This window comes from Flavobacterium limnophilum, from assembly GCF_027111315.2.
Classification (GTDB): Bacteria; Bacteroidota; Bacteroidia; order Flavobacteriales; family Flavobacteriaceae; genus Flavobacterium; species Flavobacterium limnophilum.
Genome location: NZ_CP114289.2, coordinates 2793939 through 2819971, shown reverse-complemented (window position 1 = coordinate 2819971; position 26033 = coordinate 2793939). Strand labels below are relative to the sequence as shown.

19 protein-coding genes and 1 CRISPR repeat array are annotated in these 26033 nt (G+C 35.4%); of the genes, 9 read left to right on the top strand and 10 right to left on the bottom strand.

Features of this window, described 5'->3' with window-relative positions; genetic code table 11:
- Positions 1 to 118 precede the first annotated feature (118 nt).
- The 3 genes from OZP13_RS11820 to OZP13_RS11810 form a co-directional block, all read right to left on the bottom strand.
- On the bottom strand, positions 119 to 1480 hold the full coding sequence (locus OZP13_RS11820) for a DNA recombination protein RmuC (protein ID WP_281297260.1): 1362 nt from the start codon (positions 1478 to 1480) through the stop codon (positions 119 to 121).
- Between the two features lie 144 nt (positions 1481 to 1624).
- Entirely contained in the window at positions 1625 to 1990 is a 366-nt protein-coding gene (locus tag OZP13_RS11815; protein WP_281297259.1) for a hypothetical protein, read from the bottom strand.
- A 135-nt stretch (positions 1991 to 2125) separates the two neighbouring features.
- On the bottom strand, positions 2126 to 2515 hold the full coding sequence (locus OZP13_RS11810; RefSeq protein ID WP_281297258.1) for an HU family DNA-binding protein: 390 nt from the start codon (positions 2513 to 2515) through the stop codon (positions 2126 to 2128).
- A gap of 359 nt (positions 2516 to 2874) precedes the next feature.
- Here OZP13_RS11810 and cas9 point away from each other — a divergent pair, with 359 nt between their 5' ends.
- From cas9 to OZP13_RS11780, 6 genes are all read left to right on the top strand, one after another.
- Positions 2875 to 6735: a type II CRISPR RNA-guided endonuclease Cas9 gene (gene cas9, locus OZP13_RS11805; protein WP_281297257.1), complete on the top strand. Its 3861-nt coding sequence runs from the start codon at positions 2875 to 2877 to the stop codon at positions 6733 to 6735.
- Positions 6736 to 6785: 50 nt separating this feature from the next.
- The gene (locus tag OZP13_RS11800) at positions 6786 to 7214 is read left to right on the top strand and encodes an HIRAN domain-containing protein (RefSeq protein ID WP_269240337.1); all 429 of its coding nucleotides are present in this window, start codon (positions 6786 to 6788) and stop codon (positions 7212 to 7214) included.
- A gap of 148 nt (positions 7215 to 7362) precedes the next feature.
- Complete coding sequence (locus OZP13_RS11795; RefSeq protein ID WP_269240335.1) at positions 7363 to 7602, top strand: ribbon-helix-helix domain-containing protein; 240 nt, start codon at positions 7363 to 7365, stop codon at positions 7600 to 7602.
- Positions 7595 to 7870 carry a type II toxin-antitoxin system RelE/ParE family toxin gene (locus tag OZP13_RS11790; RefSeq protein WP_269240333.1) on the top strand — a complete coding sequence of 92 codons (276 nt, stop codon included), beginning with the start codon at positions 7595 to 7597 and terminating at the stop codon, positions 7868 to 7870. Before OZP13_RS11795 ends, OZP13_RS11790 begins: the two co-directional genes overlap by 8 nt.
- Before the next feature lie 91 nt (positions 7871 to 7961).
- A CRISPR array of direct repeats spans positions 7962 to 14516; the repeat unit is 36 nt; unit sequence GTTGTGGTTTGATTAAAGATTAGAAAACACGATATT.
- Positions 14517 to 14691: 175 nt separating this feature from the next.
- Positions 14692 to 14919 carry a hypothetical protein gene (locus OZP13_RS11785; RefSeq protein ID WP_281297256.1) on the top strand — a complete coding sequence of 76 codons (228 nt, stop codon included), beginning with the start codon at positions 14692 to 14694 and terminating at the stop codon, positions 14917 to 14919.
- Complete coding sequence (locus tag OZP13_RS11780; protein ID WP_269240330.1) at positions 14916 to 15197, top strand: type II toxin-antitoxin system RelE/ParE family toxin; 282 nt, start codon at positions 14916 to 14918, stop codon at positions 15195 to 15197. The genes OZP13_RS11785 and OZP13_RS11780 overlap by 4 nt, the downstream gene beginning before the upstream one ends.
- On the opposite strand, the gene cas2 is transcribed toward OZP13_RS11780, so the two are convergent.
- From cas2 to OZP13_RS11760, 4 genes are all read right to left on the bottom strand, one after another.
- Positions 15194 to 15523, bottom strand: a complete 330-nt coding sequence (gene cas2 / locus OZP13_RS11775; protein WP_269240329.1) for a CRISPR-associated endonuclease Cas2 — start codon at positions 15521 to 15523, stop codon at positions 15194 to 15196. The two genes, OZP13_RS11780 and cas2, sit on opposite strands and share 4 nt — an antisense overlap.
- Complete coding sequence (gene cas1, locus OZP13_RS11770; protein ID WP_281297255.1) at positions 15499 to 16407, bottom strand: type II CRISPR-associated endonuclease Cas1; 909 nt, start codon at positions 16405 to 16407, stop codon at positions 15499 to 15501. Before cas1 ends, cas2 begins: the two co-directional genes overlap by 25 nt.
- A 202-nt stretch (positions 16408 to 16609) precedes the next feature.
- Positions 16610 to 20920 (bottom strand): beta strand repeat-containing protein, encoded by a 4311-nt coding sequence (locus OZP13_RS11765; protein ID WP_281297254.1) that lies wholly within the window; start codon positions 20918 to 20920, stop codon positions 16610 to 16612.
- 76 nt (positions 20921 to 20996) lie between these two features.
- A complete protein-coding gene (locus tag OZP13_RS11760; RefSeq protein WP_281297253.1) occupies positions 20997 to 21650 on the bottom strand; it encodes a phage tail protein in 654 nt (217 codons plus the stop codon).
- A 213-nt stretch (positions 21651 to 21863) separates the two neighbouring features.
- On the opposite strand from OZP13_RS11760, the gene OZP13_RS11755 reads away from it, so the two are divergent.
- Genes OZP13_RS11755 through OZP13_RS11745 form a run of 3 tightly spaced genes read left to right on the top strand, consistent with a single transcriptional unit; the run spans position 21864 to position 23449 of the window.
- Positions 21864 to 22439, top strand: coding sequence for a pseudouridine synthase (locus OZP13_RS11755; RefSeq protein ID WP_281297252.1), 576 nt, complete (start codon positions 21864 to 21866; stop codon positions 22437 to 22439).
- 26 nt (positions 22440 to 22465) lie between these two features.
- The gene (locus OZP13_RS11750) at positions 22466 to 22921 is read left to right on the top strand and encodes a tRNA (cytidine(34)-2'-O)-methyltransferase (protein ID WP_269240325.1); all 456 of its coding nucleotides are present in this window, start codon (positions 22466 to 22468) and stop codon (positions 22919 to 22921) included.
- Between the two features lie 45 nt (positions 22922 to 22966).
- Positions 22967 to 23449, top strand: a complete 483-nt coding sequence (locus OZP13_RS11745; protein WP_281297251.1) for a hypothetical protein — start codon at positions 22967 to 22969, stop codon at positions 23447 to 23449.
- A gap of 71 nt (positions 23450 to 23520) precedes the next feature.
- Here OZP13_RS11745 and OZP13_RS11740 read toward each other — a convergent pair whose 3' ends face one another.
- The 3 genes from OZP13_RS11740 to OZP13_RS11730 form a co-directional block, all read right to left on the bottom strand.
- Positions 23521 to 24306, bottom strand: coding sequence for an ABC transporter ATP-binding protein (locus OZP13_RS11740; protein WP_281297250.1), 786 nt, complete (start codon positions 24304 to 24306; stop codon positions 23521 to 23523).
- A gap of 98 nt (positions 24307 to 24404) precedes the next feature.
- Complete coding sequence (locus tag OZP13_RS11735) at positions 24405 to 24818, bottom strand: GxxExxY protein (RefSeq protein WP_269240322.1); 414 nt, start codon at positions 24816 to 24818, stop codon at positions 24405 to 24407.
- Positions 24819 to 25000: 182 nt separating this feature from the next.
- The gene (locus OZP13_RS11730; protein WP_281297249.1) at positions 25001 to 26032 is read right to left on the bottom strand and encodes an iron ABC transporter permease; all 1032 of its coding nucleotides are present in this window, start codon (positions 26030 to 26032) and stop codon (positions 25001 to 25003) included.
- Position 26033 lies beyond the last annotated feature (1 nt).

Genomic DNA, 26033 nt, shown 5'->3' with positions numbered 1-26033 from the left:
AAATTGTATCGAGAAGTTTGCTATGTTGGGTTCTCGATACATTTATTCAAAAAAAGCTGTCGCATTTTTTAAATAAACACTCGAACTGACGCATATGGTTATATTAATATTAATTGCTTTATTCCTGATCTGCATTGGCACGATTCAGGATGTTGTCGGGCAATGCTTTTTTGGCTTTAGCTCCCATTTTTTTCAATTTTTCGACACTCGTGATGAGGTTTCCTTTGCCGTCCACGAGTTTGTTCATCGCGCCTTGGTATTCGACTTTGCTTTCGTCAATTTTCTTTCCAATTTTAATTAAATCGGTAACAAATCCTTCAAATTTATCATACAAAGCTCCGGCTTGACGGGCAATTTCAAAAGCATTTTCTTGTTGTTTTTGATTGGTCCACATACTGTCAATTGTGCGTAATGTCGCCAAAAGAGTAGAAGGGGTTACAATCACGATATTTTTCTCGAAAGCCTTGTTGTATAAAGTTGTGTCATCGTTCAGCGCCAAGGCAAAAGCGGGTTCCATCGGGATGAAAAGCAGGACGAAATCTGGGCTTTCAATTTGGTATAAATCCTGGTAATTTTTATTTCCTAAATTTTCTACGTGAAATTTTATCGAATTGACATGCTCTTTCAAATAACGGGTTTTTGCTGTTTCATCGTCATCCTCGTTAATGTATTTTTCGTAGGCAGTCAAAGAAACTTTAGAATCGACAATCATCTTTTTTCCGTCAGGCAGATTGATGACCACATCAGGAAATACTCTGTTTCCTTCCTCTGTTGTGTGACTTTGTTGTACTTCGTATTCACGTCCCTTTTCCAATCCGGATTTTTCAAGCACGCGTTCCAAAACCAATTCGCCCCAATTTCCCTGCATTTTGCTGTCCCCTTTCAAGGCTTTGGTCAGGTTCAGGGTTTCCTTGCTCATTTGGAGGTTCATTTCTTTCAAGCCCAAGATTTGTTGGCGTAAAGCGGCGTGATAATCGATGCTTTCCTTGTGGGTGTCTTCGACTTTCTTTTCGAACAATTGAATCTTGTCTTGCAATGGCGACAGGATGTTTTTCATGTTCTCTTTGTTTTGTTCGGTGAACTTGCTTGATTTTTCGTCCAAGATTTTATTGGCCAAATTCTCGAATTCCTTGGTGAATTTTTCCTGTAGTTTTTCCACTTCTTCTTTTTGTTCCTTGTTGCGTTCCCAAAGATTTTCAAAATCCACCTCTTTCTTGGTCAGTTGAATAGCCAAGCTGTCTTTTTCGTTTCTAATGCTTTCTTTTTCGGCATTGGCCAATTCGAGTTGTTTCTCGAAACTGTTTTTGTCGAGCAGGAATTGTTCTTTTTGTTGGTTCAACTGGTCATTCAAGGCAATCAACTTTTCTTCCAGACTAATTTTGTCTGATTGGAATCGTGCCGAAAATAGGAGTTTGCCAATAAAAATTCCAATGGCGAGGGCAATAATGAACAGCAGTAAAAACGGAAGCATGTTTGACATAAGAAGAAGGGTTTTTGTGGAAGGTAAAAGTAAGGAATAATTGGCGTTTTTTTTATACTATTTTAATTGGGGTGTAGTAAAAGAGTAAAAAAAATAGCCAACAAAAAATCCCTTTCTTGTTGGCTACTCAAAAAAACAAAAAAATTATTCGTCTAACTTCATGTTTCCCCTGTCTTCGTGATTGTCGGGATCGGAATTGGGATATCGAAAGGCGGTAATATCCGAGTTGTGGTCTTTGTTTTCGATCATTCTTTGGGTTTCTTTATCCGAGAAAATCTCGACACTAGAACTCGGTTGTTTGTTATCTACGCTACTATTTTGTTCGGGATTAGAGTCAATATTCCGTGCTCGGTGCACGATTTTTTGTTCTCCACTGCTATTGGTTTCTACTTCTGCCACGAGTTTTGTTGCTGCAGGATCATAATTCTCTGGTAGGATTTCGTTGCTGAATTCCTCAGGCGTATTTTGCTTATTGTTCATCTTTTTTGAACCAAGATCATTATTTTCCATCGTGTTTGTTTTAGGATTAATAGTGTCAACTTTTATAAAGATATTCTATTTGCCTATGGTAATACCATCATTTAACAAAGCTTTTGGTTTGTGGGGATGAATTTGTATTTAGAAAAAAATGGAATTATTAGTTTTTTAAGGTTTAATTATCTTTTTGAAAACCAATTGTTTTAGCATTAGTTTGAGTTTTTTGCCAGGACGGAAAATAATCGAACTGCGTTTTATTTTCGATTTATCTACTTCTTCAGGAGTAGCACTCCCAGTGCTTTGTATGCTTATTTGAAAAGAGCCTAATTGTCCTAATCGTACTATGTTGCCTTGTTCTAAAGCAGATGTTATTTCCTTGACAAGACCAATGACCACTGCATAACAATCGGACTGGGTTGCGGAGCAGCTGATGGAAACACGTTCGGATAAATCTTCTAAATCCAGGACGCCACTTGTGGCAACCCTAGGATAATACCCAATTATGGGATTGGGTTTACTGGGAATGTTTTTTTTTGTTACAGTAAAAGGAACAGCCATAAGTATTGATTTTGAAAGTTGTACGCTCAAAGATACAAATTCGTCTTTACGTAACAAATAAACTGACGCGGCCAAATTATTATTCAGACATGGCAGTTTGTTTATTTGGCCATGGCCATTTAAGTCAATCGTATTGATGAAAAAGAAATTCTCTTGGGAGTTTAGCAAAAAGAAGTCCCACCGAAGCAGGACTAAAGATTTCTCTACGGCATATAGCCTTATTGTGATAAGATTAAAGATTAGAAATTTTAATCAGTAACAAATATATGTAAAAAAAACTTTAGTTCGAATGAGGAAAACCGTAAAGTGGGTAATTATTTTCTCCATAACTTTAAAAATTCTTACAAAAATAGATTGTTATGGCTAAAATATTAGGATTGGATTTAGGAACAAACTCGATTGGGTGGGCAATCAGAGATAATAATATAGATAATAAAAATCAGATTTTAGATTCAGGAGTTATTGTTTTTCCTCAAGGGGTTGGTGAAGAAAAGGGAGTTGAATTTTCTTTAGCATCAGAAAGAACAAAAAAAAGAGCTTCAAGAAAATTATATTCTAGAAGAAAACAAAGAAAATCTGATTTATTGAAGTTGTTAATTGAGAATGGAATGTGTCCATTAACAATTGATGAGTTGAATAATTGGGCTCTTTATACAAAAGGCAAGTCTTGTGTTTATCCAACTGAAAATTTTGAATTTAGAGAATGGTTAAAAATTAATCCTTATGAAGCAAGAAGTAATGCTTCGAATGATTCTGTTTCTAATTTTGAATTTGGAAGAGCTTTGTATCACATTTGCCAAAGAAGAGGCTTTAAAAGTGGAAGAAAGGATGCAGATGCAGGAAAAGATTTGGTTGTTTATCTACAAGAAAAAGAAAAAAGAGGAGATAAAACTTTAGGAGAATACTTGTATGAGCAATTGGAAGAAGGGGAAAGTGTTAGAAAGGCTAAATATGCTGGTGATGATAATGAAGTTAATTCTTCAAGAATAAGTTATATAGAAGAATTTAATGTTTTAATAAAAAATCAAAAAATTGCTACTGTACTGGCTGACAAACTTTTTAAAGCTATATTTTTTCAACGGCCGTTGAAATCTCAAAAGGGAAGTGTTGGTAAGTGTACCCTTGAACCAAGCAAAACTCGTTGTGCGGTAAGTCATCCTTTGTTTGAAGAATTTAGAATGTATCAATTTTTAAATTCAATAAAAGTCAAAGAAAGAAGTCTAGATAAATTTCAGTTTCTTTCCAATTATCCAGAGTATTTTAATTTGGTTAAAGAATTGTTTTTTAGAAAAAGCAAGCCAAGTTTTAAGTTTGCTGAAATATCTAAAGTAGTCAATACAAAAGCAAAAAAGAATAATTTATACTTTGAGTTTAATTATAACGACAAATATCCAATAGTTGGAAATCCAACTATGAGTTTGTTAAAAGATGTTTATGATGCAAATGATTGGGAAGATTGTAAAGAGATAATCTGTAGTAAGTATAAACTATCAGATAAAAAATCTACTGACGACTTAATCGATGAATTGTGGCATACTTTATTTTTTTCAGGCGATTTTGTGAACGATGTTACTTCTGAAAAAGTGAAGCATTTCATTAGGAGTCGATATGATATTACTGAAGAACAAGTTGAAAGATATGAGAAAATTAATTTAAAGCAAGGATATGCTTCGCTAAGTAAAAAAGCAATTGTTAATATTCTTCCTTTTTTAGAACAAAACATTATTTATTCTCACGCTGTTTTTTATGCTAATATTCCTCAAATAATTGGGAAAGAAAAATGGTTGGAGAAAAAACAATATGTTCAAGATAATATTTCCAATATTATAGATGGTTATAAAGACCAAACTTTAAAAATTGACATTGTAAATTCTCTTTTAGAAGATTTTATAAAGGAATATGATAATTCGGATGCTGAATATGTTTTGGATGAAACTGACAAAAAAAGTGTTTCTGAAAAGATAATTGTATTTTATGGAAAAGACAGGTGGAACAAGTTTAGTGAGGATTTAAAAAATGAAATACAATCTGAAATAGAGTTTAATTTTCAAAGTCAATTACAAAAAAGAAGATTTGGTGGTTATCATTTGTCTAAACCAAGATTGGATGAAATAATCAAACAGTTTTTGATTGATGAATTCAAAGTTTCTTCTACACAATCGGATAAATTATACCATCCATCAGCAATTGATACCTATCAGGAGAGTAACGATGGATTGCTAGGAAGTCCATTTACAGCATCAGTTAGAAATCCGATGGCAATGCGAACACTTCATTATTTAAGGAAATTGGTTAATTCGTTGCTAAAAGAAAAGAAAATAAGTTCAGACACTACCATCATTATTGAATTGGCTCGTGAATTGAATGATAAAAATAAGCGATTGGCAATTGAAAGATGGCAACGTGAAAGAGAAAATGAGAATAAAAAATTCAAAGAAAGATTAGAAGAATATGCAATAGAGAAAGGTTATAAGGTAACTGATATTGATATTTTGAAATATCGATTGATGGAAGAACAAAACAAGCGATGTCTTTATACAAATATACCGATAAGTATTGAAAACTTATTTGGAGATAATCCAAAATTTGAAATTGAGCATACTTTTCCAAGAAGTAAATCTTTTGATAATTCATTAGTCAATAAAACTTTAGCCGAAAAACTTTTTAATAAAATTAAAGGTAATAGAATTCCTCAGGAATTAGAAGAAATAGATACTAAGTATATCCAAAATGTAACTATTAATACTAGTCATTGGAAAGAGAAGATTGAGGATTTGAAAGAGAAAATTGAACAGCAAAGATATTTTTCTAAAGTAGCTTCTACGGTTGAACAAAAAGATAGAGCAATCCAACAAAGACATTATTTATCGTTAGAGTTTAATTATTGGAATGAAAAATACAAGCGCTTTACAGATAAAGAAATAAATCCAAAATTCAAGAATAGTCAATTGGTTGACACTGGAATTATTACCAAATATTCAAAATTATTTTTAGGGTCGTTGTTCAATAATGTCTTTCCAGCCAAAGGTACAATGGTTGCTGATATTCGCCAGTCGTGGGGTTTGCCTAAAAAAGACAGAACGTTACATTATCATCACGCTATTGATGCGGTTGTGCTGACTTGTATGGATAAAAGTATAAGAGATTCTTTAGCACAGGCGTTTAATGAGTCTGAATCACTCGGTAAAATTGAAAAATTTAAAGTTCAAAAACCTTGGTCAACTTTTACGGAAGATATTGATAAATTAAAAGAATCAATTTTAGTAGTACATAATCATAAAGACAATTTATTGAAACAAACCAAGAGGAAACTGAAAATCAGGAATAAAATTCAATATGATAAGTCAGGTAATGTAATTTATCAAGAAGGACAAGGAATTAGAAGTTCCTTGCATTTAGATACTTTTTACGGAGCGATTGAAAGAGTAAATGAAAAAGACGAAAAAGAAATTTGGTTTGTAAAAAGAGATTGGGCCAGTAACTTAAATGAGGCAAGTATTGAAAATATTGTTGATGAAGCTATAAAGCAGAGAATAAAAAAACACGGACTAAAGAATATTAGAACTGACGAAGGATTTATTCTTTTGCCTGAAGAAGATAATTTGAAAAGTATGTTGATTAAAAAAGTTAGAATAAAAACTAATTTTAGACAATTGCCAACCATTAAAAAGCAAAGTCACGTTTCTCAAGGTAAAAGAAAAGAGCACAAAGAAAATTATTACGCCAAATTGGAAAATATTTTTGCAATGGCTGTCTATGAAGCTTTAAATGAGAAAGGTAAGGTAGAAAGAATTCATAAAACAATTTCGGCTTTTGAAGTAGCAAAATACAATCAAGGAAATAAAAAATTGGAAATACCAATTGAAAATAATATTGTAAAAAACAAAGACAAAAAATCTGAAATTTTAATTCCATTTTCTTATTTATTAAAAGTAAATCAAATGGTTTTATTTTATGAATCTAGTAAAGATGAACTTAAACAGTTGTCGCATTTAGAATTGAGTAATCGTTTGTATAAAATAACTCAATTTGAAAATGATAGTAGAATTAATTTGAGACATCACGCTCAAGGAGATGCGGATAAGAATTTAATTGAAGAATCTTCATTAGATTTTATAAAACCAGCTCAAAAATTAAGAATACGTTTAAGTAATTTTAAAGCTTGTGTTGAAAATATTGATTTTAAAATTTCTCCGAGCGGGAAAATAAATTTCAAATAAGTTATGAATCGATTAGATTTTTTAGGACTTTAGGTTTAGGAACAACAGGTTTGATCATTCCTAATACCACTTGGTCGCAAAAACCAGTCAAAATATATGACAATTATGTCAAGGGTTTAACGCATTATCAATTTGGAAAAGTGAGAAGTCAACTTGTTGTTGGTCAGGAATTGGTGCTTCATCGAGAAATAAATAATCACTATGATAGTTTTGCGGTTGAGGTCTATTTTGGTAGCCATAAATTAGGCTATTTGGCAGCTTATGAAAATATTGCCATTGCCAATATGTTGGAACAAGGAGTGAGTTTTAAAGCTTTTGTAAGCAAGCTAACGACTAATCCAGATCAAGTTTTTGATGGATTGGCCATTGAAATATACACCACTATTGTATTGGAAAATCCTAAAATTATTGAAACTGATTTGTTGGAAAAAAGAGCTGATGATGCCCACGATCAATACCGGAAAGGCTTTGGTTTGTAGGTAATAATTGTTTGCTTTGAAAGACACAAAATAACATTGGTTAAAGTTAAGGCATTGTAAGCTGGGCGTTTATTGATAAAGTTTTCAAAATGTAATTCCATTTCAAAAAGTTTGGTGTAAATTTACACCAAACAAAAAAACTATTATTATGGCACGACAAAGTATCACTTTAGCCAATCAAAATGATGAATGGTTAAAAGAACAAGTTAGTAAAGAAGAATTTACGAGCAAAAGTGAAGCGGTAAATTATTTAATCAAGCAAGCTCGTGAGCGAGAAGAGTACCACCACTATGTGCAAATGAAAATTGATAGAGGTTTGAAAAGCGGTTTTAGCACTAAAACCAAAGAAGAGCTTTTGGTGGAAATTAAAAGTAGGCTAAATGTATAAGTGTCATTTATCTTTTGAAGCAGAAGAAGATATTGTAAGGATTTTTGAGTATGGTTTATGGAGATTTGGTTTGCAACAAGCAAATAAATATTACGATATGTTGTTTGATTGTTTTAATAAAATAGCATCAAATCCGTTTATGTTTCCAGTCGTTACAAAGTACAGGGATGTAGATCGTTTTTGTGTTTGTGGAGTTGACACCATTTATTTCAATATCAAAGGGAATGAAATTGAAATCATCACAATCATTGGGAGACAAGATTTCTAAAAGTTCTTTGACATAGTTTTTCGACCTCTTAAACAGCCAAACCACAACTGAAAGGTATGGCATCCGCCCAGCAGGGATGCAGTAGCTTTCAGTTGTGGTTTGATTAAAGATTAGAAAACACGATATTTAAGAAAAAAGGAATAAGAGGCGTTATAATGTTGTGGTTTGATTAAAGATTAGAAAACACGATATTTTTAAAGTTAAAATTAATGAGCTATCCACGGTTGTGGTTTGATTAAAGATTAGAAAACACGATATTACTAGTGCTTTAATAGCAAAAGCAAAAGTAGTTGTGGTTTGATTAAAGATTAGAAAACACGATATTACGACTGCAAACCTTACCGGATCCGCTCCTGTTGTGGTTTGATTAAAGATTAGAAAACACGATATTTCATATCGAAGGGATAATTAATAGCGTCGGTTGTGGTTTGATTAAAGATTAGAAAACACGATATTCCGACTTGAAAGTTGTACAAGATCACGCAAGTTGTGGTTTGATTAAAGATTAGAAAACACGATATTTCTTTGCCATAATAATAGCATCAACATAAGTTGTGGTTTGATTAAAGATTAGAAAACACGATATTTTTTAAACGAATTAGGGTTTTAAAAGACCAGTTGTGGTTTGATTAAAGATTAGAAAACACGATATTATCCTAAACAAGACTGTTTTGCATCTTCCTGTTGTGGTTTGATTAAAGATTAGAAAACACGATATTAAACGAGGATAATATGGCTTTAATGGCTCGGTTGTGGTTTGATTAAAGATTAGAAAACACGATATTACCCTAATGGAATTATAGGTGAATGGCCTTGTTGTGGTTTGATTAAAGATTAGAAAACACGATATTTTCCAGCGATGAAATCAGTCGGTACATCTGTTGTGGTTTGATTAAAGATTAGAAAACACGATATTACTATTATCTACTCCAACCGCTGTCCTGTAGTTGTGGTTTGATTAAAGATTAGAAAACACGATATTCTCAAACACCGAGATACTTAATCGCAGGAGGTTGTGGTTTGATTAAAGATTAGAAAACACGATATTTTCCGCAAAAGACCTGAATGGATTGCCTTTGTTGTGGTTTGATTAAAGATTAGAAAACACGATATTGCCAGTTGAACGATTATATCTTTAATCCTAGTTGTGGTTTGATTAAAGATTAGAAAACACGATATTAAAAGAAGTCACGGGCGAAATCGAACAAAGGTTGTGGTTTGATTAAAGATTAGAAAACACGATATTGACATCGCAAACATCAAACCCTTTTGTAAAGTTGTGGTTTGATTAAAGATTAGAAAACACGATATTAGAATTGATTTGCAAGATTGAAGGAATTGAGTTGTGGTTTGATTAAAGATTAGAAAACACGATATTACGTTGCGAAATTGGTATAACTTTCAACTGTTGTGGTTTGATTAAAGATTAGAAAACACGATATTAAGATACTTTTGACCAAATTGACCAACGTTGTTGTGGTTTGATTAAAGATTAGAAAACACGATATTAGGTGAAAATTTGAAAGGTTTAATTTCAAGGTTGTGGTTTGATTAAAGATTAGAAAACACGATATTGGAGTTGATGATGGATTATGTTGACCAGCAGTTGTGGTTTGATTAAAGATTAGAAAACACGATATTTTGTGAGGATTATAAAACAGAAAACCTCGGTTGTGGTTTGATTAAAGATTAGAAAACACGATATTACCACGCATTAATAAATCATCAAGTGGATAGTTGTGGTTTGATTAAAGATTAGAAAACACGATATTTGTGATGAATTTACCGCTAGTTGCCGGTAAGTTGTGGTTTGATTAAAGATTAGAAAACACGATATTTCGCCAACCGACACACAATCAAGCAATCGAGTTGTGGTTTGATTAAAGATTAGAAAACACGATATTATGGAAGTCGACGATGCAAACGGAAAGTAGTTGTGGTTTGATTAAAGATTAGAAAACACGATATTATTGTGAGGATTATAAAACCTTAAACCTCGGTTGTGGTTTGATTAAAGATTAGAAAACACGATATTGTTGAGTAGTTTTTGCAACACTTCAACCTTGTTGTGGTTTGATTAAAGATTAGAAAACACGATATTTTCATTCCAATCGGACTGAACATTTACCTGTTGTGGTTTGATTAAAGATTAGAAAACACGATATTAAGGTTTTTCAACAAACGAACCAGCACGTGGTTGTGGTTTGATTAAAGATTAGAAAACACGATATTATATTTGTTAGTGTCGAATATGCCTAAAGTGTTGTGGTTTGATTAAAGATTAGAAAACACGATATTAATCATAATATTGAAATTATCCCAATAGTAGTTGTGGTTTGATTAAAGATTAGAAAACACGATATTTTCGGACAACTACGGCAAAAAACAAATACAGTTGTGGTTTGATTAAAGATTAGAAAACACGATATTTTTATTGCCGTTACTTTCTGACCAACTTCTGTTGTGGTTTGATTAAAGATTAGAAAACACGATATTTAATAGTGATATCGTGAATTATGATATTATGTTGTGGTTTGATTAAAGATTAGAAAACACGATATTTGGTTGTGCGCTACCACTACAGCATCTTTGTTGTGGTTTGATTAAAGATTAGAAAACACGATATTATTTAATTTTTTACTAATTTAATTCAAATAGTTGTGGTTTGATTAAAGATTAGAAAACACGATATTAATTAATGTTTGATGTACTGAAACTATCCTGTTGTGGTTTGATTAAAGATTAGAAAACACGATATTCTACGGCAAGTTATACTGGAGCTCGTGATTGTTGTGGTTTGATTAAAGATTAGAAAACACGATATTTTTACACGAAATTGGATTGCAGCCTAAAATGTTGTGGTTTGATTAAAGATTAGAAAACACGATATTTACCATTACTCTTTTCAGCACATTTGCAGAGTTGTGGTTTGATTAAAGATTAGAAAACACGATATTTTCATAAATATCAACTCCGTTTTTGTCTTGGTTGTGGTTTGATTAAAGATTAGAAAACACGATATTATGTCGAAGTGCCATTCGTGGAGTTTTTGAGTTGTGGTTTGATTAAAGATTAGAAAACACGATATTTTACAAAGCCCTTGCATTTAAGTATATCAGTTGTGGTTTGATTAAAGATTAGAAAACACGATATTATTTACTATTTCCTTTATTGCTCAATTACAGTTGTGGTTTGATTAAAGATTAGAAAACACGATATTCTGATTTTATAAATAACTCTTTTGCGCGTGGTTGTGGTTTGATTAAAGATTAGAAAACACGATATTTTGTCCTTGTTTTTTATAGTCCAAAACAAGGTTGTGGTTTGATTAAAGATTAGAAAACACGATATTGTCAAATAACAATCCAATAGGCACGTTTAGGTTGTGGTTTGATTAAAGATTAGAAAACACGATATTTTTATTAAAAGATTTGTATTCATACCCAGGTTGTGGTTTGATTAAAGATTAGAAAACACGATATTAAGTAGTATGGGTACTTTCTTATGGTATAAGTTGTGGTTTGATTAAAGATTAGAAAACACGATATTATCGTACTTCATAATACTGCAGCCTTTCGGGTTGTGGTTTGATTAAAGATTAGAAAACACGATATTTTGTAGAGTTCGGAACAGGCGGATTAGTTGGTTGTGGTTTGATTAAAGATTAGAAAACACGATATTAGCTATCCTTTAGATGTAATTGTCGAAATAGTTGTGGTTTGATTAAAGATTAGAAAACACGATATTCATCCAGTAGCGGTCATTTGCCAAGTCGTAGTTGTGGTTTGATTAAAGATTAGAAAACACGATATTTTGTCGGCTTTATAAATTGCGCCTTCGAAAGTTGTGGTTTGATTAAAGATTAGAAAACACGATATTCAATATCATTTTTATCGGCTAATTTATTCGTTGTGGTTTGATTAAAGATTAGAAAACACGATATTAATTGGCCATTGATTTACAAGAAGATCAAGGTTGTGGTTTGATTAAAGATTAGAAAACACGATATTTTTAAAGGTAGATTTGTTTATTGATCCGCAGTTGTGGTTTGATTAAAGATTAGAAAACACGATATTTGCAGCCGCTTAAAGACGCGATCGCAACGGGTTGTGGTTTGATTAAAGATTAGAAAACACGATATTAAATATACACGGCCGTCCATCGCTGCACTGGTTGTGGTTTGATTAAAGATTAGAAAACACGATATTTTCCTCTACTGATTTATAGAAAACGTCTTCGTTGTGGTTTGATTAAAGATTAGAAAACACGATATTTGTTAGTAAAATGAGCAGTTACGGTGTCTGTTGTGGTTTGATTAAAGATTAGAAAACACGATATTTATTAAAAATAGAACTGGTTTCGATATATTGTTGTGGTTTGATTAAAGATTAGAAAACACGATATTATGGTATGATGGTGTCCCACTTACACGCGGGTTGTGGTTTGATTAAAGATTAGAAAACACGATATTCTTTTGGAATGTATTTACATTCTGAATTCAGTTGTGGTTTGATTAAAGATTAGAAAACACGATATTATGAACTTGTTGAGATTGGCTGAAGAATCAGTTGTGGTTTGATTAAAGATTAGAAAACACGATATTTTGGCGAAGTTACTAAAACAGTGTCGGTCAGTTGTGGTTTGATTAAAGATTAGAAAACACGATATTTGGATTTTTCTTTTTATCGAAAATTTCTTGGTTGTGGTTTGATTAAAGATTAGAAAACACGATATTTTTAATATTTCCTTTTGGGTCTCCAAATTGGTTGTGGTTTGATTAAAGATTAGAAAACACGATATTTAGGTCATCTGTTACTTCTTCAATAGATAAGTTGTGGTTTGATTAAAGATTAGAAAACACGATATTGAGAATATAAAATCAATGTGGCCTAATGGAGTTGTGGTTTGATTAAAGATTAGAAAACACGATATTCGAGGCTAAAAAAGTACAGACCCCAAAGCAGTTGTGGTTTGATTAAAGATTAGAAAACACGATATTGCACGAGTAATGATGTTATCATCTGCTGTAGTTGTGGTTTGATTAAAGATTAGAAAACACGATATTTAATAGCAAGGGTATAGTGAAGCCTATTGGTTGTGGTTTGATTAAAGATTAGAAAACACGATATTAATCCAAATCCTAAAGACACAGCAGCAAAAGTTGTGGTTTGATTAAAGATTAGAAAACACGATATTGGGTTGTAAAATCTAAACTGTACTATCTTGGTTGTGGTTTGATTAAAGATTAGAAAACACGATATTAGGTTGTATGGGTACTTTCTTATGGTCTAAGTTGTGGTTTGATTAAAGATTAGAAAACACGATATTATAGGCTATGGCGGTTCGAAAGGCTCCGGGGTTGTGGTTTGATTAAAGATTAGAAAACACGATATTTCCGCCTATCCCTGACGCAAACCACTTTATGTTGTGGTTTGATTAAAGATTAGAAAACACGATATTGGCGTTGTTCCAGTAGGATTACCACCATAAGTTGTGGTTTGATTAAAGATTAGAAAACACGATATTTTAACAAGAATGTTTACATAACATCGTCAGGTTGTGGTTTGATTAAAGATTAGAAAACACGATATTTTTTCCCTTTCTTTGGAATTCGGGCACGAAGTTGTGGTTTGATTAAAGATTAGAAAACACGATATTGCTTACCGGCTGCACTTAAATCTTGACAAGGTTGTGGTTTGATTAAAGATTAGAAAACACGATATTTAATTTCTTAAGGCCGAAATTGTTTGATTGTTGTGGTTTGATTAAAGATTAGAAAACACGATATTACATTATAAGATTTATATTCTTCGGTTGTGGTTGTGGTTTGATTAAAGATTAGAAAACACGATATTTCCTGCTGCTAATGTCTGTATAAGATATTGGTTGTGGTTTGATTAAAGATTAGAAAACACGATATTATTGAGTTCGAAAGCGAAGACAGCGCAGTAGTTGTGGTTTGATTAAAGATTAGAAAACACGATATTTTCGGCCGAAAGCTGCTGAGTGGCTTGGATGTTGTGGTTTGATTAAAGATTAGAAAACACGATATTAACTTGTCAAGGTCGATGTCGTTACCGATTGTTGTGGTTTGATTAAAGATTAGAAAACACGATATTGCTATGCGGGCGATAAAGCCCGACCAAGTGGTTGTGGTTTGATTAAAGATTAGAAAACACGATATTGTATCGACCAGAAGGCGCGAACGCTGCACGGTTGTGGTTTGATTAAAGATTAGAAAACACGATATTTTCTGGTTACCGAACAATAATTTCGAAATGGTTGTGGTTTGATTAAAGATTAGAAAACACGATATTTAAAACCAAAAGCATCAACATTATCAATTGGTTGTGGTTTGATTAAAGATTAGAAAACACGATATTGCTCCAAGTTTCATAAAACCGTTGCATTCTGTTGTGGTTTGATTAAAGATTAGAAAACACGATATTGTGGCGGTCATTACCCTAAAGGCTTGTTGGTTGTGGTTTGATTAAAGATTAGAAAACACGATATTCTTCGAACGTTACGTTAGTCCTCGCCGTGGGTTGTGGTTTGATTAAAGATTAGAAAACACGATATTTCGATATTTCATCTAATAAGATAGTAAGCGGTTGTGGTTTGATTAAAGATTAGAAAACACGATATTAGTTGGCTTGTTACCTTCTAGTAATCAAGAGAATAAATAAGAATATCGTAAAATAAAATGCTCCTTTTTAGCACGTGATAGGCTAGATTGGAGCATTTTTTTGTTTCTATGCAATTGCAGTTGTTCAAGCCAAAACCCAATTGTAATAATTTGTATATTTGTAAAAACATTGATTATGAGAGTAGTTATTGAAACCCAAGAGGAATACAAAAGTATGTTGCAGGAAATTGCCACTGCCATTAAAGCAAAAATTACTTTTGAAGAAAAAGAAGTTGATTTTTGGGACGAACTTCCAGAGCATGTAAAAGCAGGGATTCTTGAGAGTCAGGAACAATTCAAGCAAGGAAAATTTTCTTCGCACGAAGAAGTTATGGCTAAGTATAAAACCAAATATAACTTATGAAAGTGGTTTGGTCAGAAAATGCCGAAACAACTTTTGATGTAATTGTTCTTTATATTGAAGCAAAATTTGGTGTTATTTCTGCTAAAAAGTTTATAAGAAAAGTAGATTCTGTAATTCACTCCATTTCCAAGCAACCCTATATTTATAAAAGTTCTAATTTTAATAATAAAGTTAGAAAAGCTACTATTACCAAACAATGTTCGTTGTTTTATGAAATAAACAAAGAAACTATTCAGTTGTCTTATTTTTGGGATAATCGGCAAGAACCAATGTTTTAAAACAATTCCAACTGCGTTGGCACATCTACTGCATCTTGTTTGGCTTTGCCCAGATAATTGATAATCATCCCAAATTGCTTGTCGGTAATCCGCAAAACACTGACTTTGCCCAAGGGCGGGACGAGTTTGTGAATCCGTTTTTCGTGAACATCGGCACTTTCTCCGCTAGCACAATGGCGAATGTAAACCGAAAATTGCATCATCGAGAAACCATCCTTCAAGAGATTGCCTCGAAATTGCGAGGCGTTTCGCCGATCCTTTTTGGTTTCTGTCGGCAAATCAAAAAACACGAACAACCACATTATTCGGTAGGCGTTAAGTTCCATAATTTGGGGTATTTGATTTTTTTTCTGTTTCCCATAAAGCATTGTTGCAAGGAGCTGGCTGTTTTTTGCAAGGCTACCATCAACGGGCTTTTTTCGTCTTTGAAATAAACGGTTCGGGTCAATACCTGCAACAGTTCGGCCTTGATTTTGGTGTTTAATTCCTGTTCGTCGTATTGTTGCATAATTTCAAAAACCTTTTCGTCCACCAAGGGTCGGAAGGGTTCCATGATATCATCGGCGAGGGCAAAAGCGTTGTATTTGCTTTTGTGATGAATGCCCAGGGTGTTCAATAATCCGCTTCCCGACAAAGCCCTGGCGGTAGCGGCACGAAGAATCGCATAGCCGTAATTGAGGAAATTATTGGGATAATCGCCAAAACGTTCTCTCCTGAAATTGATGTCATGGGTGTCAAAAAAGGTTTTCCAATATTGGCTTGCTGCCACGCCTTCCATATTGGTAGTGTCGCCACTCAAAACTTTGCTGGCCAAGAATTCAAGAGTGTTTTTATTTGGAGTAATTTTTGTCAAAAGAATCCCTTGATTCGTTATTTTCTCGACAATGGTTTGTTGCCACAATTGTTTTTTTAGCGGAATGGAAGCTTCAATTTGGTTTTTGAAAACCTCTTGTTGAATGTGGTGGCTGTTGAGGTTGAGAAACATTCCGTTGGGTAAATGATTTTTGCCGCAAATAATTACCGAAGTATTGTTCTCCACCAACAAATTCATTGCCGGCAAACTGAGGTAAATTTCTTGATGATCGAGAACCAAAAAGCCAATATCTTCAATGGGAATAGCACTTTCCCGGATTTCGGATTTGATTATTAGTTGCAAGTTTTTGGCGGTAATAGAAGTTTTATTCTCTATCAAAATTGATTTTTTTATCATAATTCAAATGTTTAGTATTTATGATTGATTTGAAGTTATGTAAAATAAAGAATAAATAAAGTAGGTTCTTTACGGGAAACCGTAAAATGCTTTAATTTAGTGACTTGAAGTCTTTTTGGTGAAAACAGGTTTTGTCCATTTAAAGCAAAAAAACTGCCCGAAAATTGCTTCTCGGACAGTTTCTATTTAGGAATGAGTCAAACTATTTTTTGATGATAAGCTTGTAAGATTTGTTTTTGTTGGAATCTTTTACAAAATAAATACCGTCAGTAAGGTTTTCTGCCTCTATTGTATTAATCACATTGGCATTCACTTTGAACGTTTTCATTACTTGACCTAATTGGTTTAGAATTTGGAAATCGCCATCGGCCTCGGAATTTATATTTACAATTCCGGAACTCGGATTAGGGTATAATACAAATTTTGAATTGGTTTCAAAGGTCGTATTTCCTAATGTTGTCACTGTAACACAAGTTGATGTCACGGTACAACTTCCAGAAGTAATGTCAACTTTGTAGTCACCCACTACTGTTGGAGTATAAGTATTGCTGTTGGTTCCAACAAGGGAATTGTCAGAACATTTATACCATTGGTAAGTGGCTCCAGTTTGGGTCGCCGTCAATATTCCAGCTGATTGAGTAACGGTATTGTCTAAATCACATAAATCATTCACGGTGATGGTAAATGTTTTTTCGAAGAACAACAACCCTTGATCCGTTGTTCTCACGCGAACGGAGTAGGATGACTTGGTTTCGAAATCGGGACTAGCCGTGATTCTCAAACTCGAACCGCTGATGTTGAAAGCAGCGTTGTCCGTGCTTCCTGTTCCCGCTACCAAAGTATAGGTAAACGTGTTTGCAGCATCCACATCGGTAGAAGACAAAGTTCCCACGGTGGAATTGGCCACAACATTTTCGTTGATAGCCGAAGCAGAAAGAGCAATGTCGGTTGGAGCTTCATTCAAGTCGTTGATGGTGATGGTAAATGCTTTTTCGAAAAACAACAACCCTTGATCCGTTGTTCTCACACGAACGGAGTAGGATGATTTGGTTTCGAAATCGGGACTAGCCGTGATTCTCAAACTCGAACCGCTGATGTTGAAAGAAGCGTTGTCCGTGCTTCCTGTTCCAGCAACCAAAGTATAGGTAAACGTGTTTGCAGCATCCACATCGGTAGAAGACAAAGTTCCCACGGTGGAATTGGCCACAACATTTTCGTTGATAGCCGAAGCAGAAAGAGCAATGTCGGTTGGAGCTTCATTCAAGTCGTTGATGGTGATGGTAAATGCTTTTTCGAAAAACAACAACCCTTGATCCGTTGTTCTCACACGAACGGAGTAGGATGATTTGGTTTCGAAATCGGGACTAGCCGTGATTCTCAAACTCGAACCGCTGATGTTGAAAGCAGCGTTGTCCGTGCTTCCTGTTCCAGCAACCAAGGTATAAGTAAACGTGTTTGCAGCATCGGCATCGGTAGAAGACAAGGTTCCCACGGTTGAATTGGCCGCCACGTTTTCGTTGATAGCCGAAGCAGAAATAGCAATGTCGGTTGGGGCTTCATTCAAGTCGTTGATGGTGATGGTAAATGTTTTTTCGAAGAACAACAACCCTTGATCCGTTGTTCTCACGCGAACGGAGTAGGATGATTTGGTTTCGAAATCGGGACTAGCCGTGATTCTCAAACTCGAACCGCTGATGTTGAAAGAAGCGTTGTCCGTGCTTCCTGTTCCGGCCACCAAGGTATATGTAAACGTGTTTGCAGCATCCACATCGGTAGAAGACAAAGTTCCCACGGTGGAATTGGCCACAACATTTTCGTTGATAGCCGAAGCAGAAAGAGCAATGTCGGTTGGAGCTTCATTCAAGTCGTTGATGGTGATGGTAAATGCTTTTTCGAAAAACAACAACCCTTGATCCGTTGTTCTCACACGAACGGAGTAGGATGATTTGGTTTCGAAATCGGGACTAGCCGTGATTCTCAAACTCGAACCGCTGATGTTGAAAGAAGCGTTGTCCGTGCTTCCTGTTCCAGCAACCAAAGTATAGGTAAACGTGTTTGCAGCATCGGCATCCGTGGAAGACAAGGTTCCCACGGTGGAATTGGCCGCCACATTTTCGTTGATGGATGAAGCCGAAATTGCCATATCGGTTGGGGCTTCATTCAAGTCGTTGATGGTGATGGTAAATGTTTTTTCGAAAAACAACAACCCTTGATCCGTTGTTCTCACGCGAACGGAGTAGGATGATTTGGTTTCGAAATCGGGACTAGCCGTGATTCTCAAACTCGAACCGCTGATGTTGAAAGCAGCGTTGTCCGTGCTTCCTGTTCCAGCAACCAAGGTATAAGTAAACGTGTTTGCAGCATCGGCATCGGTAGAAGACAAGGTTCCCACGGTTGAATTGGCCGCCACGTTTTCGTTGATAGCCGAAGCAGAAATAGCAATGTCGGTTGGGGCTTCATTCAAGTCGTTGATGGTGATGGTAAATGTTTTTTCGAAGAACAACAACCCTTGATCCGTTGTTCTCACGCGAACGGAGTAGGAAGACTTGGTTTCGAAATCGGGACTAGCCGTGATTCTCAAACTCGAACCGCTGATGTTGAAAGAAGCGTTGTCCGTGCTTCCTGTTCCCGCTACCAAAGTATAGGTAAACGTGTTTGCAGCATCGGCATCGGTAGAAGACAAGGTTCCCACGGTGGAATTGGCCGCCACATTTTCGTTGATTGAAGAAGCCGAAATTGCCATGTCGGTTGGAGCTTCATTCAAGTCGTTGATGGTGATGGTAAATGCTTTTTCGAAAAACAACAACCCTTGATCCGTTGTTCTCACACGAACGGAGTAGGATGATTTGGTTTCGAAATCGGGACTAGCCGTGATTCTCAAACTCAAACCGCTGATGTTGAAAGAAGCGTTGTCCGTGCTTCCTGTTCCAGCAACCAAAGTATAGGTAAACGTGTTTGCAGCATCGGCATCCGTGGAAGACAAGGTTCCCACGGTGGAATTGGCCGCCACATTTTCGTTGATTGAAGAAGCCGAAATTGCCATGTCGGTTGGGGCTTCATTCAAGTCGTTGATGGTGATGGTAAATGTTTTTTCGAAGAACAACAACCCTTGATCCGTTGTTCTCACGCGAACGGAGTAGGATGATTTGGTTTCAAAATCAGGGCTAGCCGTGATTCTCAAACTCGAACCGCTGATGTTGAAAGAAGCGTTGTCCGTGCTTCCTGCTCCAGCAACCAAAGTATAGGTAAACGTGTTTGCAGCATCGGCATCCGTGGAAGACAAGGTTCCCACGGTGGAATTGGCCGCCACATTTTCGTTGATTGAAGAAGCCGAAATTGCCATGTCGGTTGGGGCTTCGTTCAAGTCGTTGATGGTGATGGTAAATGTTTTTTCGAAGAACAACAACCCTTGATCCGTTGTTCTAACTCGAACGGAGTAGGAAGACTTGGTTTCGAAATCAGGACTAGCCGTGATTCTCAAACTCGAACCGCTGATGTTGAAAGAAGCGTTGTCCGTGCTTCCTGTTCCGGCCACCAAGGTATAAGTGAAAGTATTTCCCGCATCAACATCGGTGGAACTCAATGTTCCCACGGTTGAATTGGCCGCCACATTTTCATTAATAGATGAAGCAGTAAGTGCTATATCAGTTGGTGCGCTATTGGCACCTGTTACGGTGAAAATTGGATTAATTCCAGAGAAGTTTGCTCCTCCTGGAGTGATGTCATAAGTTGTAGTCTCATTGCCGTCCCAGTTATCCTTGTTACAAATTGCAGTTAGTAATGCTGCTTTTGTACCTGATTTTGTACCTGTATAGATATTGTTGTCTGCATGAAAACCAATCCCACCATTAATATTTGGATCAACAGTCAATGCAATGGCATTGGTGCCTAAGGTTAAACTTGGAGGTAGATAAGTTACATTGTTATTACTTAAATCGCTAGTTCCCCATAGTGAACTGATACTTCCTGGAGTTACAAATTGACTAGGAACAATAGCAGTATTATTTATTATAGCATTAGAACCATTTCCCCAAAGAAAAACAAAATTGGTAACATCTGTTACACTAGTGCCCTGATAGATGAACCAGTTGTCACCTCCTTGACTTGAAGGAGTACCGGCAGCTGTTGACCAACCAGTAACAGAAACGTTACCGGGTAAGCCGATAACTGTATTGCCCCCTTGCAAAATACTTATTTTGTATAGAGTGCCTGCTGGAATAGCGGAGAGGGGTTGCCATAAAATAGCCCCTTCTGATGTCAGGACTGCGTTGCCTGAACTAGCTTGAACGTTGGTCAGTTTGTTTAGGGTGTTCTCATTATACCAATAATCACTAATTCTAATTTGTGTGTTAGCGGCAATGGGAGCAAGGGTTACTATTGTAAGTTCATAGTAAGGAGAAGTGTCGTAATTTACTCCAATAATAGCTATGTCGCCTGGAGATAAAGTGGTTTGGGCTAGTGAGGATGAAAACAAACTTAGAAAACATCCAATGAGAAGTAGTTTTTTTATCATAACTTGTTAATGTGTTTATTATCAAAGATATAAAAAAAATGGACTATTATTCAATAGTCCATTTTTTTTATATTTATTATGGTCTTGAAGGAAAGATTCCCTGATAGCATATAATATACTGCATAGCCACAAAAGGCGGTAATGTTGGCAAGGGCATTGGTCCAGAACCCCAAGGAGTCAATTGTAAGCCTGTTGGGTCAAAATTTAAATTATTGCTAGCTGTTGAACTAATTCCTGCTAAATTTTGACTCGGTGCGGCATTAGTGTACAAATTAGGGTCACTATTGCCATTGGTATCAACCGTTTTTCCTAAAGCATTATTGATTGCAGAAGGAGTTGAATTTGCTCCTGGACTAGTGCTGGCTTGTAATGTGGTGGTTACCGATACATTTCCAGTTATGTTGGTTCCTGATCCTTTTACTATGGTGTGAGTGTGAGGTGGCATGTTTACTGCTGTAATGGTCGCAGCCTGTGCTCCACCAGTTTCTCCAAGAGAATAAGTGCCTCCTGGGTGTACGCCTGGTGTGTTGGTGCATTGTGTTGGAAAAGCACCACGCAAGTCAGGTAATTTAAAAGTATTTACACCATCTCCGCCATAATAGGTTCCTAAGATGGCAAAAAGTGCAGTATAATTTCTGATTGCTAAAGTTTGTCCTTCACAAGTGAAATAGCCTACAGGTGCAAAACTACCTGCGAAAAGTTTGATGGTTCCCATTAATTCATCGTCCATAATTTTTGTTTTTTAGTAGTTGATAGATTTATTTTTTTATTCATCTCAAAAATAGACAGGAAATTAAATGACCAATATAAAAATGGCACAAGAAGGAGAATTATTGTCACAAGATTTGAAATTTGGTGCATCTAAATAATCGCATCAAGACACAATGTTTATTTTTTAACTTCCAAAACAAAACTATCTTTGTCTTTTGAAATTTAAGTCCAAATGTCGCACCGTCATTTTATCCTCCACAAACCTTACGGCTATTTGAGTCAATTTATTTATGAATTGAAACGAAAGAAAAAACTCTTGGGCGAATTACACGATTTTCCGGCAGGAACAATGGCCATTGGGCGCCTTGACGAGGATTCGGAAGGCTTGCTTTTGTTGACCACCGACGGGAAAATGAGTGAAATTGTCCGTAGTAAAAAAGTGGACAAGGAATATTACGTGCAAGTCGATGGAATCATGACGCAGGCGGCCATTGACCAAATGAAAAATGGTGTCGAAATTGGTTTCAATGGCACGAAATACATCACCAAACCTTGCGAATCTTTTATCGTCAACGAAATTCCTGATTTTGGGCCAAGAGGAAAAAAAATAAGGGACGAACGCCACGGCCCCACTTCCTGGGTTTCGATCACGGTCAATGAAGGGAAATTTCGTCAGGTTCGAAAAATGACGGCTGCTGTTGGTTTTCCTACTTTGCGATTGGTGCGGGTTCGAATAGGAAAGGTGCATTTGAATGATTTAAAAGCAGGAGAAGTTGTTGAAGTTGATGCTTTTCAAATAACCGAATAAACAGTTAACCAAATAACCAATAAGAAATGTTAAACGTAGTCCTTATAGAACCCGAAATTCCCAACAATACAGGAAACATTGGTCGGTTGTGTGTAGGCACCGAAAGCCGATTGCACCTGATTCATCCTTTTGGATTTGTCATTAATGATAAAAACCTGAAACGCTCCGGATTGGATTATTGGGTACATCTCGATGTAACTGAATATCAAAATATCCAAGAATGGATTGCCGAAATTCCGGATCAATCCCGTGTTTTCTTGATGAGTTCCCACGCCGAAAAGTCTATTTATGAAGCGGAATTTCAAGATGGCGATTGGTTGGTTTTCGGCAAAGAAAGCGTTGGTTTGAGCGATGAAGTTTTGAATCGATTTGAAAATCATTTGACCATTCCGATGTCGAAATTAATCCGAAGTTTTAATATTGCCAATTCCGTTGCTTTTGTGGTTGGCGAAGCGAAGAGGCAGATTTCAGTATTAAGATAGGAGTATTAAGTATTAAGACAGATGGACTTCACTCAAATAGATTTTATGAAAAACAATTTTTATAAGTTCCATTTTTATCTTTTAATTTTTTTAATTGGATATTCTATTGTTGGAAAATTAACTGGATATGGGTTTAGTGAACCAATAGTTTTTGGTTTTAAAATTATACTTTATATAACTGGTTTTATTCTTTTCTTTTGGAGTTTAAAACCATTTAAAAAAAAGGCAATTTATTTTTCTTATTATTTTTTTACACCTGTTATTGCTTTTTTGGGATATATTTTTGGAGGAGTTTTTTTAGTTGGAATTTTAGGTTCAGTTTTATTGTTTCCAATCTTTCCTAAAGAAAAAGCTTTTGAAAAAGGAGATATACTTGTTTATCATAAGTTTCAAGGATTTTTAGGAGCATGTTGTTCTTATGAAATTTATCAAAAAAAGTTTGGCATTTTTGAAAAACATCTTAAAGATATTAAGGTTGATGGTGAAATTGATTTTGAAAAAGATACTTATTGGTTTTTAGAAGATTAGAGTCCAAACGAATTATAAACCGCTATCTTTTTAAACTTTGTGAACTTTGTGCCTTCTTTGTGTCTTCGTGGTTAAGAAGAAATCACAAACTTCCCTTTTTCACTGTCAAAAACAATGTGTTCATCCTTGAATAAAGTATTGAAACTTCCTTTTAGAATCAAATTGCAAGGCTGGTCTTGCACCGTGTTTTCGGGAGTCATGATAATCATTTCGTCGCTCAATTGTATTGCCATGTCGATGTCGTGAGTCGAAAAAAGAATGCACTTTTCCGTTTCTTGGGTGAGTTTTTTCAAGAGTTTAAAGAGCACCACTTTGTGCAACAAATCCAAGTGGGTGGTGGGTTCGTCCAAAATAATCAAGGGCGTGTCTTGAGCCAAAGCTCTTGCAATCAAGACGATTTGCAATTGTCCATCGCTGATTTCGTAATGTCTTTTGGATACTAAATGTTCGATTTGAGTGAGTGCGATGGCTTCGTTGATTTTTGCAATATCCTTGTCGGTTAGGGTTCCAATCCAATTCGTGTAAGGTTGTCTTCCCAAAGCGATGAGTTCCCATACGGTCAAGTTACTTGGCGGTAATTTCTCGGTAAGAACAACACTCAGGTTTTGCGCCAAAGTCAATGAATCCAATTCATGAATATTCTTTTCATTCAGCAAAACGGTGCCTGAAAGCGGTTTTTGGATTCCAGTAATGGTTCTTAAAAGTGTTGATTTTCCAATACCGTTGGCGCCAATTAAAGCGATTAACTTTGCTTCCTTTAAATTCAAGTTTAAATTTTCGGCAATGAGTATTGTTGAGCTTTTGGTCTTGTAACCAACGCTTAAATTTGAAATCGAAAGGATGTTTTTATTACTCATAATTTACAAGTTAATGTTTTTAAACGCATAGAAACATAGTCTTTTGGAATCTATAAAGAGTTTATAGTTGAAACACGTTTCAAACATAGAGGGATAGTTTATTTTTCGGGTAAATTTTTAAAATATTCGTTTACGAAAGTTTTTTGACCATCTTTAAAAATATTGAAACAATTGAAATTAATTAAGATGCCTTTTGGGGCTTTTAAAAGTTTCATATAGGTAAGAAGTTGAGCTTCAAATATAGGATTTGGTTGTATTACGGATTTTAATTCTACAACTAAACAATTTTCAATAAATAAATCACATTTAAAATCTACTTTGAGTTCTTTGGTTTTATAAATTAGAGGAACTTTCATCTCTGTAGAAAAGTTAATTTTTCTAAGAGCTAATTCTTCTTTTATACATTGATGGTAAACGCTTTCGAGTAAGCCTCTTCCCATTATTTTATGTACTTCAATGGCGGAACCAATGACTTCGTAAGTTAAATCATCTAAATATTTTTGTGTTATCATAGCAGTGTTATTTTTTAAAATATTAAACGCAAAGAATCATAGAAAAAAGAGTTACATAGCCCAATTGATTCGCCTGTTCGCTATCGCTTGAGTCTTGGGTTAGCATAGCTATGATTAGCTATAATTTAGTGAAACGTCTTGATAAAATTAATAAAAACTATGTTTCTATGCGTTTAAAAAAATTAGTTCATCATTTTACGTTTTCGAATCAACAACCAAATCACGATTGGCGCGCCAAAAATGGATGTGACGGCATTAATGGGCAAGGTCAAGTCGCTTCCCGGAATTTGCGAAATGCTGTCGCAAACGAGCATAATAATGGCTCCCAAAAGCAAGGTGCTCCAAAATAAAATAGTGTGATTACTGGTTTGGAAAACCAATTTGGCAATATGTGGCACGGCCAGTCCTATAAAGGCAATTGGGCCGGCAAAAGCGGTGATGCTTCCCGTCAAAATACTGGTGGCAAAGATTATAATCAATCGCGTTCTTTTGTAGTTCATTCCCAAGCTTCGGGCGTAGTTTTCGCCAAGCAATAAAGCATTCAAGGGTTTGATACTGACAAGACTTAAAAGCAATCCGATGAAGATACAAACGGATAAAATGAAAATCGATGGCCAAGACAAATTACCAAGGTTTCCCAAAGACCAAAAAGTGAATTTTTGCAATTGTTCGGCGGTGCTGAAATAGGTTAATGTCCCAACGATGGCACTTGTTAGACTACCAAACATCAATCCTACAATTAGTATGGCCATTGTGTCACGCAGTCTTTGGGAAACCCCTAAAACGGCCAATAAAACCAGGAAACTGCCCAAACTTGAAGCCAAAATAATTCCATAAGAAGAAAGTAAAAACGAAGCCAAGAATGGAGGTAAAAAACCGGCTCCCAAAATAATCATTGCCACACCTAAACTTGCCCCGGAACTTAATCCCAAAACGTCCGGTCCAGCCAATGGATTTCGGAACAAGGTTTGCATCAACAATCCGCTGATGGATAATCCCATCCCCACGAGTATGGCCGCAATGGCTTTGGGTAGTCTATAATTGACGATGATGTAATCCCAAGTTTCCTTGCTGGAGTTGCCGCCTGTCAAGCTGTTGAAAACGTCTTTTATGGGGATGGAAACAGAACCCAAGCTGATGTTCAACAACAATAGCAATAGCAGTGACAATGTCAAAATGGTGAATAAAAGGATATTTCGGTTTTTGTTTTGCAAG